Source organism: Comamonas sp. B-9, assembly GCF_000410635.1.
GTDB lineage: Bacteria > Pseudomonadota > Gammaproteobacteria > Burkholderiales > Burkholderiaceae_C > Comamonas.
In genome coordinates this window covers 29541-42729 of the sequence record NZ_KE148572.1, presented here as the reverse complement: position 1 = coordinate 42729, position 13189 = coordinate 29541, and the positions used below count along the sequence as shown (strand labels likewise).

Sequence of the window (13189 nt, the reverse complement as noted above, 5' to 3'; positions counted from 1 at the left end):
AGGCCGCAGCCCCGGGCGGCAGTGCGGCGGGCCTGCTGCCGCGCGAGCACCAGCGGCTGCGCGAACTGCATGCGTTTCTCGCCTCGGGCCAGGCCGACGCACTGTCGATGGATGCGATTGCGCGCCAGGCGGGCGTCAATGCCAGCACCTTGCAGCGCCAGTTCCGCAGCGTCTACGGCACCACGGTGTTTGAGTTTTTGCGCGAATGCCGTCTGCAGCGCGCCCGCCAGGCGCTGGAGCGCGATGGCATCACCGTGGGCCAGGCGGCGCTGCTGGCCGGCTACACCAGCGCCGCCAACTTTGCCACCGCCTACCGCCGGCGCTTTGGCCTGGCGCCCAAGCTGGCGCGGGTACGGGTCTAAAAGCTTACCACTTCTCTCCGCATGCATCGCCTGTTCCACGAACGAGCGGCTTTGCCGCTGGCGCAAACATCTTTGTTGGCCGCGCAAACCACGGACCACCCCCCAGATGGAAGAATTCAGTACTTGGTAATGAAAATCATTCATCTTTACAAAAGGGGCGGTATGGCGATCCAGGCAGGGGAACAGGGGTGGCGCTTGCGCGCCGTGGCAGCAGCAGTGCTGGTGTTGGGGGTGCAGGCGGCGGCGCAGGCACAAACCCCGGCAGCGGCAACCACGCCGTCGGAGCAGGATCCGACCTTGGAGACGGTGCAGGTGCTGGGCACGGCAGAAAGTGCCTGGAAGCAGGCACCGGGCGTCTCGACCGTCACGCGCGAGGACCTGGACAGCCAGCCCAGCAATGACCTGGCCGATGTGCTGCGCCAGCAGCCCGGTGTGAACCTGACCAGCAACTCCAGCAGCGGCCAGCGCGGCAACAACCGCCAGATCGACCTGCGCGGCATGGGCCCGGAAAACACCTTGATCCTGGTCGATGGCAAACCCGTCAACAGCCGCGGATCGGTGCGCTACGGCTGGCGCGGTGAGCGCGACACGCGGGGCGACATGAACTGGGTGCCGCAGGAGGCCGTCGAGCAGATCGAGGTGCTGCGCGGCCCCGCCGCTGCCCGCTACGGCAATGGCGCAGCCGGCGGCGTGGTCAACATCATCACCAAGGGCATCCCCGACAAGCTGAGTGGCAGCGCGACGGCGTACTACAACCAGCCAGAAGATTCGCGCGACGGCAGCAGCAGCCGCACCAGCTTCTCGCTGGCCGGGCCGATCTCCGAGCAGCTGGGCTTTCGCCTGAGCGGCAATGTGGACAAGACCGATGCGGACGCCTGGGACATCAACCAAGGCCATGCCTCGACCCGCACCGGCATTTATGCCGGCACCTTCCCTGCAGGCCGCGAAGGGGTGCGTGACCGCAACCTCTCGGGGCGCCTGAGCCTCAAGCCCGCAGCGGGCCACCGCATCGACTTCGATGCCAGCTTTGCACGCCAGGGCAACATCTATGCGGGTGATACGCAAAACACCAACAACTACACCGTCGATGCGAATGGCAACCTGGTCGCCACCTCGCAGCGCGTGCTCGATGCGCTGGGCACCGAGACCAACCGCATGTACCGCTCGACCTATGCCGTCACGCACAAGGGTGAGTACGACTTTGGCAGCTCCACCGCCTACCTGCAGTACGAAACCACGCGCAACACCCGCATGAACGAAGGCCTGGCCGGCGGCACCGAAGGCCTGTTCTCCAGCGATGCCTATGGCACCTCCAAGCTCGACATCCTGACCGCCCATGGCGAGATCAGCGCCCGGGGTAAATGGGGCAGCCTGCCCCATGTGATGACCGTGGGCGCCGAGTGGGTGGAGCAAAAGTTGGAAGACAGCAACTCCGTCTCGCAAACCACGACCGAGGCTGGCAGCGTGCCCGGGGTGGACAACACCGGCCGCAGCGGCAAGATCTCCTCGCGCATTGCCTCGCTCTTTGTCGAAGACAACATCGAGCTCAATGCCAGAACCCTGCTGACCCCCGGCCTGCGACTGGACCAGCACAGCGAGGTGGGCACCAACTGGAGCCCGTCGCTGAACCTGTCGCACTACCTGACGGACAAGGTCACGTTGAAGGCCGGCGTGGCACGGGCCTACAAGGCCCCCAACCTCTACCAGATGAACCCCAACTACCTGCTCTACAGCCGTGGCATTGGCTGCTGGGGCGCGGGTGGGGCCTGCTATCTGATGGGCAATGCCGACCTCAAGCCCGAGACCAGCATCAACAAGGAGCTGGGCATCGAGTATGCCGACGAGGGCCTGCTCGCCGGCGTCACCCTGTTCCACAACGACTACCGCAACAAGATCGATGCGGGCATGACCCCGGTGGGCACCGCGACCGGCGGCACCGGCGCCTATGCCAATGCCGATGTGTTCACCTGGACCAATATCCCCAAGGCGGTGGTCTCTGGCGTGGAGGGCACGTTCAACGTCAAGCTCAGCCCCGCAGTGCGCTTGAGCAACAACCTCACCTACATGGTGCAGAGCAAGAACAAGACCACTGGCGAGCAGCTGTCCATCATCCCCAAGTACACGCTCAATTCACGCGTGGAGTGGCAGACCACCAATGCCTTGCAGCTGCTCGGCTCGGTGACCTGGTACGGCGGGCAAAAGCCCAACAAGCTCGACTACCAGGGCCTGCCGCTGACCGGCGAGGAAACCCGCCGCCTGGCCCCCTATGCGCTGGTGGGCGTGGGCGCGCGCTACAGCTTTACCAAGGATGTCACCCTGACCGCCGGCATCAAGAACCTGTTTGACAAGCGCCTCTACCGCATGGGCAATGCCGTGGGTGTGAACAACCCGCGCACCATCTACGGCGCTGGGGCCGCAACCTACAACGAGCCAGGCCGCTCGTTCTACGCCTCGCTCACGGCCAAGTTCTGATCGGCGCGCCATGTAAAAAAGGCCAGCGGCATGCCGCTGGCCTTTGGCGTTCAAGTGCTGATCTGGGATCAGGTTCCGCCCACATAGGGGTTGCTTTGGCGCTCACGGCCAAAGCTGCTCTCGGGGCCATGGCCGGGGATGAACACCGTTGCATCGCCCATGGGCCACAGCCGCTGGGTGATCGAGTCGATCAGCTGCTGGTGGTTGCCCTGGGGGAAATCGGTGCGGCCAATGCTGCCGGCAAACAGCACATCGCCCACAAAGCAGCGCGTGATCTGCGGTGCATGGAAGACCACATGGCCGGGGGTGTGGCCGGGGCAGTGGCGCACCTGCAGGGTTTCCTGCCCGATGCTGACCGTATCGCCATCCTGCAGCCAGCGCGTGGGCGTAAAGCTTTGCGCGGGCGGAAAGCCAAACATCTGGCTTTGCTGGGGCAGGCCATCAATCCAGAACTGGTCGCCCGGGTGCGGGCCAATGATCGGCAGCCCGCGCTGCTCGGCCAGCGCCCCTGCGCCACCGGCATGGTCGATATGCGCATGGGTCAGCCAGATGGCCTTGAGCTGCAGACCCAGGCGCGCGATCTCTGCCTCGATGCGCTCCAGATCACCGCCGGGGTCAATGACGGCGGCCTCCATTTGCTGGTCGCACCAGACCAGGGAGCAGTTTTGCTGAAACGCGGTGACGGGAATCGTGTGGTAGTGGAGCATGGTTGGTGTGGGGGCTGGCGGCCACGCACAGGGCTGGCGTGTGCAGGGCGCAATACGGCTATTGTGCGGCAAGCTGCGGTGGGCTTGGAGCTGGGCGGGGTTCGGCGCTGCAAGTGGGCGCCGCTTGGGGATGGTTTGTAGAATCAGCACTTCGTCCCCTGCTTTCACCACCTGTCTGGATTCTTGATGCCCCGCCCCCCTGCCTTGCCACGTTCGGATTGGGTGCTGCGCAGCCCGCCTTCCGACCGCATGGAGCGCATCGAGGCCTGGTTCCAGGGCAATGCCTACGCGATGCACCGCCACGACACCTATGCGATAGGGCGCACCCTGGCGGGCGTGCAAAGCTTTCACTACCGGCGCGGGCGCCGTGACAGCCTGGCCGGCAGCACCCTGGTGCTGCATCCCGACGAGGCGCATGACGGGCAGGCCGGCACGGACGAGGGCTTTCGCTACCGCATGGTCTATGTGGAGCCCGCGCTGATCCAGGACATTCTGGGCGGCAGCGCGCTGCCATTTCTGGAGGGCGGTATCACCAACGACCCGGCGATATCGGCCGCTGCCGAGGCCCTGCTGCAAGGCGTGGACGATACGGTCGAGCCGCTGGAGCAAAGCGATGCGCTGGCGCAACTGGCCCATGCGCTGGCCGCTGCCACCGGCGGGCCCGGCACACGGCGCGCCAAAGCCAAGGGCGACTACCAGGCCGCGCGCCGCGCGCGTGACTACCTGTTGGCCCATGCCAGCAGCGGGGTGGCACTCGATGCGCTGGAAGCGGCCACCGGCCCCGACCCCCGGAGCCTGTCGCATGATTTCCGCATGTTCTATGGCACCAGCCCCTACCGCTACCTGACGATGCGCCGGCTCGATGCGGTGCGGCGCGGGTTGCTGGCGGGCCTGTCGCTGGCCGATGCTGCCCAGGACGCCGGCTTTGCCGACCAAAGCCATATGACGCGGCATTTTCTGAAAACCTTTGGCATCACGCCAGGGCGCTGGCTGCAGGTCATGCGCCAGGCATCGCGCCGCTGAACGCTTGCCCACAAACGTTCAATACTTTTGGGCGGAGCATTCTTAAGCTGGCTGTTTTCAACCTATCCAGCAAGACCATGCCAGCAGCTACCGAAACATTTCCCACTCCAAGCCACCGTGGCCAAGGCCAGTCCATCGATCTGCTGGGCAAGATCGCATTGCTGCAGGGCCACTGGCAGCCGCGCGTGGTCGCAGAGATGAACGACTACCAGTTCAAGCTCGTCAAGATCGCTGGCGAATTTTTGTGGCACCAGCACCGCGACACCGATGAGACCTTTATCGTCCTCGATGGCCAGCTGCGCATCGATCTGCGCGATGCCAGCGGCAGTATCCGCGCCATCCACCTGCAGGCCGGCCAAATGGCCGTCATCCCCCAGGGCCTGGAGCACAAACCCTTTGCACAGGCCGAGGTCCAGCTGCTGCTGATCGAGCCGCGCGGGGTGGCGAATACGGGGGATGGGGAGGCGGGGGAGCGTACGGTGGCGAATGATCTCTGGATCTGATCGCGGCCCAGCCATGGACATGACTTGCATAGTAGATATGCAAGGCCCTAGGCAAAAATGCGCGTAGCCCAAATGGCTGCCCCGTGATACAAGGTGTTCAGCGCTGCAGCCGTGGCCGGGCATACCGGCGCTCTGCAAGCGAGTTGATCCCTGAAACAGGAGCGCGCATCCATGTCCAGCATCTCACCGCCGACCTCGGTAGCAGCGGCGCCACAGCCAGCGCCAGCCAACCCGCAATGCATAGGGGTGCCGCACGAGATATTTCCCGGTGAAAAGCGCGTGGCCACCGTCCCTGCGGTGGTCGACAAGCTGGTCAAGCTGGGCTTTCGCGTCAGCGTGGCGGCAGGCGCTGGCGAGGCGGCCAGTTTTGGCGACGAGGCCTACCGCGCAGCGGGGGCGCAGGTGCTGCCCAGCGCAGCGATCTGGGCGGGGGCTGACATTCTCTTCAAGGTGCGGCCACCGACGCCTGAAGAGGTCGAATGGATGCATGCCGGCCAGATCCTGGTCGGCTTTGTCTGGCCTGCGCAAAACCCCGCGTTGATGGCGCAGCTGGCGGCCAAGGGGCTGACGGTGCTGGCGATGGATGCGCTGCCGCGCACCCTGAGCCGCGCGCAGAAGATGGATGCGCTGACCTCGATGGCGGGGGTCAGCGGCTACCGGGCGGTGGTCGAAGCGGCCCATGCGTTTGGCCGCTTTTTCAACGGCCAGATCACGGCGGCGGGCAAGGTGCCGCCGGCGCAGGTGTTTATTGCGGGCGCGGGGGTGGCCGGCCTGTCGGCGATTGGCACAGCGGTCAGCCTGGGCGCTGTGGTGCGCGCCAACGATACGCGGGCCGAAGCGGCCGACCAGGTGGTGTCGCTGGGCGGCACCTTTGTGCCGGTGGACTATGCCGAAGAAGGCGGCGGCGGCGGCGGCTACGCCAAGGTGATGAGCGAGGGCTTTCAGGCGGCGCAGCGCCAGATGTATGCGCAGCAGGCGGCGTGGGCCGACATCATCATCACCACGGCCCTGATCCCCGGCAAGCCCGCGCCCCGGCTGATTACCGCCGAGATGGTGCAGGCGATGAAGCCCGGCAGCGTGATTGTGGACATGGCCGCCGAGCAGGGCGGCAACTGTGCGCTGACGGTGCCCGGTGAGGCCGTGGTGCGCCACGGCGTGACGATTGTGGGCTATACCGACCTGGCCTCGCGCCTGGCCGCGCAGTCGTCCACCCTGTATGCCAACAACCTGCTGCGCCTGACCGAGGAGCTGTGCAAGGCCAAGGATGGGCATGCGCTGGTGGACATGGAGGACGATGCGATCCGGGGCCTGACGGTGGTGTACCAGGGCAGCATCAGCTGGCCTGCGCCTGCGCTGGCGGCCGCGCCCGTGGCCACACCGGCAGCGGCTACTGCGGGGGCTGCGGGCACTGCGGCTGCCAGCCCGGCGGCGGCCAAAAAGCGCGGCCACGGCCATGGCGCCGGCAGCCCCTTGCCTGCGCGCAGCCTGGCGATCATCTTTGCGGTGCTGGCGCTCTTGTTCTGGTTGGTGGGCGCCCATGCGCCGGCGGCCTTCCTGGGGCATCTGACGGTGTTTGTGCTGGCCTGCTTTATCGGCTACATGGTGGTCTGGAACGTGACGCCCGCGCTGCACACGCCGCTGATGAGCGTGACCAATGCGATCTCCAGCATCATCGCCATTGGCGCGCTGGTGCAGATGGCGCCGCCGGGCGTGGTGGGCACGGACCGGCCCGGGCTGCTGATCGGTGCACTGGCCTTTGTGGCGCTGGTGCTCACGGCGATCAATATGTTTGGTGGTTTTGCGGTCACGCGCCGCATGCTGGCCATGTTCCGCAAATAGGCCACCGAGGTAGAACCGCATGACCGAAAGCCTTGCCACCGTCGCCTACCTGGGCGCTGCCATCTTGTTCATCCTCAGCCTGGGCGGGCTGTCACACCCCGAGACCGCGCGGCGCGGCAATCTGCTGGGCATGCTGGGCATGGGCCTGGCGGTGCTGGTGACCATTTTTGGCCCGCGCGTCTCGCAGTCCGGCGTCGTGGCCATTGTCATCGCGCTGGTGCTGGGCGGCGGCATCGGCCTGTATGCCGCCAAGCGGGTCAAGATGACCCAGATGCCCGAGCTGGTGGCGCTGATGCACAGCCTCGTCGGCCTGGCCGCCTGCCTGGTGGGTTTTGCCAGCTATGTCGATACCTCCCAGCCGCTGCAGGGGGCCGAGAAGGCCATCCATGCGGCCGAGATCTATATCGGCATTCTCATCGGCGCAGTCACCTTCTCGGGCTCCCTGGTGGCCTTTGGCAAGCTCAATGCCCGCATCGGTGGCAAGCCGCTCTTGCTGCCGGGGCGGCATCTGCTCAACCTGCTGGGGTTGGTCGTGGTGGTCGCGCTGGGCTGCTGGTTTGTGCAGAGCGCATCGCTGGGCCTGGGCATGCTGGCGCTGCTGGTGATGACCGCCATCGCACTGCTGTTTGGCCTGCACATGGTGATGGCCATTGGCGGGGCTGACATGCCGGTGGTGGTGTCCATGCTCAACAGCTACTCGGGCTGGGCCGCAGCGGCCACGGGCTTTATGCTCGGCAACGACTTGTTGATCGTCACCGGCGCGCTGGTGGGTTCGTCCGGCGCGATCCTGAGCTACATCATGTGCCAGGCGATGAACCGCAGCTTTATCAGCGTGATCGCTGGCGGCTTTGGCAGTGGCGCGCCCACGCCGGCGGGGCAGGCGGGCGCGGTGCCCCAGGGTGAGGTGGTGGCGGTGACGGCAGCCGAAACCGCCGAGATGCTGCGCGAGGCCAAGCGCGTGGTCATCGTGCCGGGCTACGGCATGGCGGTCGCCCAGGCCCAGCACACCGTCAACGAGATCACCCGCAGCTTGCGCGAGCGCGGCGTCGAGGTGCGCTTTGCGATCCACCCGGTGGCTGGCCGCATGCCCGGCCACATGAATGTGCTGCTGGCCGAGGCCAAGCTGCCCTATGACATCGTGCTGGAGATGGACGAGATCAACGACGACTTTCCCGACACCGATGTGGCCATGGTCATTGGCGCCAACGACATCGTGAACCCGGCTGCGCAGGACGACCCCAGCAGTCCCATTGCCGGCATGCCGGTGCTGGAGGTCTGGAAGGCGCGCCAGTCGATCGTGATGAAGCGCTCGATGGCGACCGGTTACGCCGGCGTGGACAACCCGCTTTTCTACAAGGACAACAACCGCATGCTGTTTGGCGATGCCAAGCAGATGCTCGATGAGGTGCTGGCGACGCTCAAGAACAGCAGCTAGCGCCTACCACTCGAAAGCCGAATCGCTGCTGGGAAAGCGCGCTACCGGGCACTCGCCGCTGCGTGCATAGCGGTCGGCATAGTTGAAGCGGTAGGCCATCTCGCTGCCATGGCGGCAGGGCAGGCCGCCGTAGAGGCGCGCATAGGTCGCGCGCGCACCGCTGCTGCTGCGGTAGGTGTCTTCGCCCTTGAAGACCAGCTTGCCCTCCTTGTCCTGGATGCGCAAGGTGCCGAACGAGGCATTGTTGGGCGTCTCGTAGTCGACCAGCATGTCCGCGCCCTGCTGGCCCAGCTGCGAGATGATCAGAAAGTTGGCGCGCTGCTCGGCCACCAGCTGCTCCCGGCTTAGCACCCGCATCGTGGGGGTGGACTGCAGCCGGGGTGCCAGTGCCAGGGCCTTGCCTTCGAGCACGATGATGGCGGCGGTATTGTCTGGTGAATCCCGTGTCGGGCCTGCCAGCAGCACCTTGGACAGGCGCTGGGTCAGCGCCTCCACCAGCTCCTGCGCGCTGTAATCCGATGCATCCTTGGCGCAGGCGGCGGTGCTGGCCAGCAGGCCGGCCAGAAGAAGAGAGGCTGCAGTGATGCGCATGGAAGGCTCCCGAATGGCGGTTGCGGCTCCCGGGACGGAGGCCGCAGGGACCGGGCGATGGGTTACAGCTGGAAGTCGTAATCGATGGTGATCGGGGCGTGGTCCGAGAACTTCACATCCTTGTAGATATGCTCCTTGCGGGCCAGTGCGGCAATCGCGGGCGTGGCCAGGTGGTAGTCCAGGCGCCAGCCCACGTTGTTGGCATAGGCCTGGCCCCGGTTGCTCCACCAGGTGTAGCAGGCATCGGTGGTATCGGGCTGGAGCACGCGGTACACATCGACCAGGCCGCCGGTCTCGGTCTCTTTCTCCAGCAGCTGGGTCATCCAGCTGCGCTCTTCGGGCAGAAAGCCGCTGTTTTTCTGGTTGCTGCGCCAGTTCTTGATATCGGCATTGGTGTGGGCAATGTTCACGTCGCCACAGAGAATGAAGTCGCGCTCGGCGCGCAGGCGCATCAGGTGCGGGTGCAGCTCGGCCAGAAAGCGGTACTTGGCGGCCTGGCGGATCTCGCCGGAGCTGCCGCTGGGGAAGTAGCAGCTGATGATGGAGAACTTGCGCGTGGGCGTGTCAAAGCGCAGCTCCACGTAGCGGCCTTCGGCATCGAACTCGTTGGGCGAGAAGCCGATCACCACATCGCTGGGCGCATGGCGGGTGTAGACGCCCACGCCCGAGTAGCCTTTTTTCTCGGCAAACTGGAAATACCCGTTCATCTCATCGATGACGTCGAACTTGTCCAGCATATCCGCTTGCTGTGCCTTGATTTCCTGCACACAAATACAATCGGGCCGGGTTGTCTCAATCCAGGGGATCACGCCCTTGGTGGCAGCGGAGCGGATGCCGTTGAGGTTGAGGCTGGTTAATTTGAACAAGGATTGGGTCATGGTCGTTAGTCTCCCACAGTCAGGCGCGGATGCGCAGCTGGCGCAGGATTTTGTAGAGTTTGCCGTGGACGCTGGCGTGCTGCGCTTTGGGCAGTTCACCACCAAGGCCGGCCGCATCAGCCCGTATTTCTTCAATGCAGGCCTGTTCGATGACGGCGCCAAGATGGCGCGTCTGTCTGAATTCTATGCAAAAGCGATTCTGGCCAGCGGTGTGGCATTCGACATGGTGTTCGGCCCGGCCTACAAGGGCATTCCGCTGGCAGCGACCGTGGCCGTGGAGCTGGCGCGCCAGGGCAAGAACGTGCCCTTTGCCTATAACCGCAAAGAGGCCAAGGACCATGGCGAAGGCGGCAGCCTGGTGGGCGCCCCGCTCAAGGGCCGGGTGCTGATCATTGACGATGTGATGTCGGCCGGTACCGCCGCGCGCGAATCGATTGCGCTGATCCAGGGCGCGGGCGCCATCCCCCACGCCATGGCCATTGCATTGGACAGACAGGAAAAAGCCACTGAGAATGGCAAGGATGTGGCGCATAGTGCGGTGCAATATGTGCGTGACCAGCTGGGCATGCAGGTCTGTACCATCGCCAAACTGGAGGACCTGCTGGCCTTTCTGGCCCAGGGCGCGGCAGCCGATTCGATGCGTGAACACCACAGTCAGGTGCTGGCGTACCGGGAACGTTATGGCGTTGGCAATTGATTATTAGAATTCGATAGTTTTGAATGATAAGGATCTGACGATGCGCAAGGACCGGTGTGCCGCTGCTTTGGCCATGGCGATGCTGATGCTCGCTGGCGCCAGCCATGCCCAAAAGTCCCCGTCTACGACCATGGTCTACAGCTGCGTGGATGCGGGTGGGCGCCGCCTGACGGCGGACCGGCCCATTGCCGCCTGCGCGGACCGTGAGCAGCAGGTCACCATGCCCGGCGGTGCGGTGCGCACGGTCGGGCCTACCTACTCCGAGCGTGAGCGCGCCGAGCAGGCGGCCCAGCAGCGCCGTGAGGCCGAAGAGCGCTACCGCGCCAACGACGGCAAGCGCCGTGAGCGGGCACTGGCAACGCGTTTCCCGACCAAGGCCGCGCACGATGCCGAACGGGGCGAGGCCGTCGATGTGCTGCGCGCCCAGATCCGCATCGTGCAGGAGCGCCGTAGCTTCTTGCTGGAAGACCGCAAGAAGATCGACCAGGACATGGAGTTCTACAAGAAGGACCCGAGCAAGGCGCCCGCCCCGTTGCAGGCGCGCCTCGATGGCAACCGCCATGACCTGAAGGAAGTGGACGAGCAGATCGCCACGATCAACGACGAGATCAAGGCCACCAACCTGCGCTTTGACGAAGAGGCCCAAAGCCTCAAACCCTACTGGACCCCGGCCGCTTCCAGGTAGCCGCGCGCACGCCCCATGCCTCTTGACTCCCTCGCCCCAGGCCTGGCGCTGGCCGATGACCAGCGCGCGCGCTGCAGCTGGTGCATGGCCTCGCCCCTCTACCAGCACTACCACGACCATGAATGGGGCTTTCCCGTGCATGATGACCGCCGGCTGTTCGAGAAGATCTGCCTCGAAGGCTTTCAGGCGGGCCTGAGCTGGCTGACGATCCTGAACAAGCGTGCGTCCTTCAGAGCCGCCTTTGCACAGTTTGATGCCCCGCAGATCGCGCAGTTTGGCGCCGACGATGTGCAGCGCCTGCTGGCCGATGCCGGTATCGTGCGCCACCGGGGCAAGATCGAGGCGGTGATCAACAATGCCCAGCGCCTGGCTGAGGTGCAGCGCGAGTTTGGCAGTTTTGACGCCTATCTCTGGCGCTTTGCGCCGGCGCCCGGCAGCCGGCCCGAGCACATCACCTTGGACGCCGTGCGCCAGATGGGTGTGCCGCCCGAGGCGGTGGCGCTGTCCAAGGACCTGAAAAAACGCGGCTGGAAGTTTGTCGGCCCGACCACGGTCTACGCTTTCATGCAGGCCATGGGCATGGTCAATGACCATCTGCAGGGCTGCCATGTGCGGGATGGCCGGCCGGCTTGAGTCTGCTGCTACAGCGCCGATAGCTCGCTGACCAGCAGCGAATAGCGCTGCAGCGATATGTATTGCTCATCGCGCTTGCTGCAGTCGCGCAGCAGGCCTTCATGGCAAAAGCCCAGGCGCTCCAACAGCCGGGTGGAGGCCGCATTCTCGGGTTCCACATAGGCCACCACGCTGTGCAAGCCCAGCCGCGCAAAGGCGCTGGGCAGCCACTGGCGCAGCGCCTGGTTCATCCAGCCATGGCCCCAGTGGTCGGGCAGCAGCCAGTAGCCCAGGTCGGCACTGTCGGCCTCGTCGTCATGGTCGTAGAGGCCAACCGCCGCGATCACGGCGCCATCGAGCAGCACGGCCTGCCACCAGCCGCTGCCCTCGCTGGCGACGGACGCATACCAATCGAGCTGTTCCTGCGCAATTGCGCGGGCATCGCTGTGCTCTGTTTCCAGCCCGTAGAACGCGGTCAGCCGCGCATCCCCCATCGCATGGGCGACGACGAACAGGTCAGCGGGGGAGAAATCGCGGAAATGGAGGCGGGCGGGCTGCAGCATGGTGCAAGCCTAGCACCGCTGGGCGGCGGTGCTGTGCGATAGGGAAGAGGGGGGGGTGAAACAGCTGTTAAGCCGCTACATGCCAGCGGGCGGGCTGGTGACTGCCAACGGTCTGTATACCCAGCAGCGCCGCATTGCGCTGCAATACGGCTTCAAACTGCGCGCCGCTGGCACCGATCTGCTCGGCAGCGCCATCCCAGTAGTCGTCGGCAATCTGGGCGGCGGTGAAGTCACGGTGCGTGAACTTCTGCACAATATTGCGCAGCTTGTCGAGGTTGATGCTGTCGATATCGGTCATGGCAGGCCTCCGGTGCAAACATGGCCCCAGTTTGGCGCAAATGGGGCGGCTGTCAATCGGCAATCGCCGCCAAACCGGTGCTTTGAACAGGTTCTTAGCCGCGCATCGCCGCCGTGCTGCGCAACAGGCGCTGCACTAGGAGCGCGCCCACCCAGGCAACGCCGCCGATCCACAGCGGCACCAGCACATAGCTGCTGGCGCGCGCCCACTGGCCCAGCTCGTCCAGCTCCCGCAGCGGCCACAAGGCCAGCGCCAGGCCAAAGCCCCACCAGGCCAGCGCAAACAGCGCAAAGGCCCAGGGCAGCCAGCCGGGGCGGCCAGCGGCTGGGCGCTGCCGGGCAGGGCGGGTTTGCACAAACATCCACAGCACAGCGGCGAACACCAGCAGCAAGGACAGGCCTGCAGCCACGGGCCACCACAGGGTCAGTGGCAAAAAGGCCAGGGTCAGCGAATCCATGGGGCCCGGCCTTTATTCCTTGTTGCAGAGCATGGAGTCAGCCAGGCTGCCCACGGTCACCCGCAGG

15 protein-coding genes are annotated in these 13189 nt (G+C 65.3%); 9 read left to right on the top strand and 6 right to left on the bottom strand.

Annotated elements, in window-relative coordinates:
• Positions 1–362 (top strand): helix-turn-helix transcriptional regulator (locus H928_RS0112590; protein ID WP_021026835.1); only part of this gene is annotated, 362 nt, incomplete at its 5' end.
• A 162-nt stretch (positions 363–524) separates the two neighbouring features.
• On the top strand, positions 525–2834 hold the full coding sequence (locus H928_RS0112585; protein WP_021026834.1) for a TonB-dependent siderophore receptor: 2310 nt from the start codon (positions 525–527) through the stop codon (positions 2832–2834).
• A gap of 68 nt (positions 2835–2902) precedes the next feature.
• Here H928_RS0112585 and H928_RS0112580 read toward each other — a convergent pair whose 3' ends face one another.
• The gene (locus H928_RS0112580) at positions 2903–3541 is read right to left on the bottom strand and encodes an MBL fold metallo-hydrolase (RefSeq protein WP_021026833.1); all 639 of its coding nucleotides are present in this window, start codon (positions 3539–3541) and stop codon (positions 2903–2905) included.
• 186 nt (positions 3542–3727) lie between these two features.
• Between H928_RS0112580 and H928_RS0112575 the strand changes: the two genes are divergently transcribed.
• The 4 genes from H928_RS0112575 (at position 3728) to pntB (ending at position 8341) form a co-directional block, all read left to right on the top strand.
• Positions 3728–4564 (top strand): AraC family transcriptional regulator, encoded by an 837-nt coding sequence (locus H928_RS0112575; protein WP_021026832.1) that lies wholly within the window; start codon positions 3728–3730, stop codon positions 4562–4564.
• 77 nt (positions 4565–4641) lie between these two features.
• A complete protein-coding gene (locus H928_RS0112570; protein ID WP_021026831.1) occupies positions 4642–5067 on the top strand; it encodes a cupin domain-containing protein in 426 nt (141 codons plus the stop codon).
• A 171-nt stretch (positions 5068–5238) separates the two neighbouring features.
• Positions 5239–6906 (top strand): Re/Si-specific NAD(P)(+) transhydrogenase subunit alpha, encoded by a 1668-nt coding sequence (locus H928_RS0112565; protein WP_021026830.1) that lies wholly within the window; start codon positions 5239–5241, stop codon positions 6904–6906.
• A 19-nt stretch (positions 6907–6925) separates the two neighbouring features.
• Positions 6926–8341 (top strand): Re/Si-specific NAD(P)(+) transhydrogenase subunit beta, encoded by a 1416-nt coding sequence (pntB, locus tag H928_RS0112560; RefSeq protein ID WP_021026829.1) that lies wholly within the window; start codon positions 6926–6928, stop codon positions 8339–8341.
• A 3-nt stretch (positions 8342–8344) separates the two neighbouring features.
• Here the strand turns inward: pntB and H928_RS0112555 are convergent, their stop codons facing one another.
• Positions 8345–8932, bottom strand: coding sequence for a hypothetical protein (locus H928_RS0112555; protein WP_021026828.1), 588 nt, complete (start codon positions 8930–8932; stop codon positions 8345–8347).
• Positions 8933–8994: 62 nt separating this feature from the next.
• Positions 8995–9798, bottom strand: coding sequence for an exodeoxyribonuclease III (locus tag H928_RS0112550; protein WP_027010895.1), 804 nt, complete (start codon positions 9796–9798; stop codon positions 8995–8997).
• A 10-nt stretch (positions 9799–9808) separates the two neighbouring features.
• On the opposite strand from H928_RS0112550, the gene pyrE reads away from it, so the two are divergent.
• Genes pyrE through H928_RS0112535 form a run of 3 tightly spaced genes read left to right on the top strand, consistent with a single transcriptional unit; the run spans position 9809 to position 11825 of the window.
• On the top strand, positions 9809–10507 hold the full coding sequence (gene pyrE, locus H928_RS0112545; RefSeq protein ID WP_021026826.1) for an orotate phosphoribosyltransferase: 699 nt from the start codon (positions 9809–9811) through the stop codon (positions 10505–10507).
• 19 nt (positions 10508–10526) lie between these two features.
• Positions 10527–11192, top strand: coding sequence for a DUF4124 domain-containing protein (locus tag H928_RS0112540; RefSeq protein WP_148293147.1), 666 nt, complete (start codon positions 10527–10529; stop codon positions 11190–11192).
• A 15-nt stretch (positions 11193–11207) separates the two neighbouring features.
• Positions 11208–11825: a DNA-3-methyladenine glycosylase I gene (locus H928_RS0112535; RefSeq protein ID WP_021026824.1), complete on the top strand. Its 618-nt coding sequence runs from the start codon at positions 11208–11210 to the stop codon at positions 11823–11825.
• A gap of 8 nt (positions 11826–11833) precedes the next feature.
• Here H928_RS0112535 and H928_RS0112530 read toward each other — a convergent pair whose 3' ends face one another.
• From H928_RS0112530 to H928_RS0112520, 3 genes are all read right to left on the bottom strand, one after another.
• On the bottom strand, positions 11834–12367 hold the full coding sequence (locus tag H928_RS0112530) for a GNAT family N-acetyltransferase (RefSeq protein WP_021026823.1): 534 nt from the start codon (positions 12365–12367) through the stop codon (positions 11834–11836).
• Between the two features lie 67 nt (positions 12368–12434).
• Positions 12435–12665, bottom strand: a complete 231-nt coding sequence (locus tag H928_RS0112525; protein WP_021026822.1) for a hypothetical protein — start codon at positions 12663–12665, stop codon at positions 12435–12437.
• 94 nt (positions 12666–12759) lie between these two features.
• Entirely contained in the window at positions 12760–13122 is a 363-nt protein-coding gene (locus H928_RS0112520; RefSeq protein WP_021026821.1) for a hypothetical protein, read from the bottom strand.
• Positions 13123–13189 lie beyond the last annotated feature (67 nt).

Bases quoted from the DNA above. Each gene is read 5' to 3' on its own strand.
- pntB (WP_021026829.1), top strand. From the start codon at position 6,926: ATGACCGAAAGCCTTGCCACCGTCGCCTACCTGGGCGCTGCCATCTTG.
- H928_RS0112585 (WP_021026834.1), top strand. From the start codon at position 525: ATGGCGATCCAGGCAGGGGAACAGGGGTGGCGCTTGCGCGCCGTGGCA.
- H928_RS0112520 (WP_021026821.1), bottom strand. From the start codon at position 13,122: ATGGATTCGCTGACCCTGGCCTTTTTGCCACTGACCCTGTGGTGGCCC.
- pyrE (WP_021026826.1), top strand. From the start codon at position 9,809: ATGGTCGTTAGTCTCCCACAGTCAGGCGCGGATGCGCAGCTGGCGCAG.
- H928_RS0112525 (WP_021026822.1), bottom strand. From the start codon at position 12,665: ATGACCGATATCGACAGCATCAACCTCGACAAGCTGCGCAATATTGTG.
- H928_RS0112580 (WP_021026833.1), bottom strand. From the start codon at position 3,541: ATGCTCCACTACCACACGATTCCCGTCACCGCGTTTCAGCAAAACTGC.
- H928_RS0112565 (WP_021026830.1), top strand. From the start codon at position 5,239: ATGTCCAGCATCTCACCGCCGACCTCGGTAGCAGCGGCGCCACAGCCA.
- H928_RS0112530 (WP_021026823.1), bottom strand. From the start codon at position 12,367: ATGCTGCAGCCCGCCCGCCTCCATTTCCGCGATTTCTCCCCCGCTGAC.
- H928_RS0112535 (WP_021026824.1), top strand. From the start codon at position 11,208: ATGCCTCTTGACTCCCTCGCCCCAGGCCTGGCGCTGGCCGATGACCAG.
- H928_RS0112570 (WP_021026831.1), top strand. From the start codon at position 4,642: ATGCCAGCAGCTACCGAAACATTTCCCACTCCAAGCCACCGTGGCCAA.
- H928_RS0112555 (WP_021026828.1), bottom strand. From the start codon at position 8,932: ATGCGCATCACTGCAGCCTCTCTTCTTCTGGCCGGCCTGCTGGCCAGC.
- H928_RS0112575 (WP_021026832.1), top strand. From the start codon at position 3,728: ATGCCCCGCCCCCCTGCCTTGCCACGTTCGGATTGGGTGCTGCGCAGC.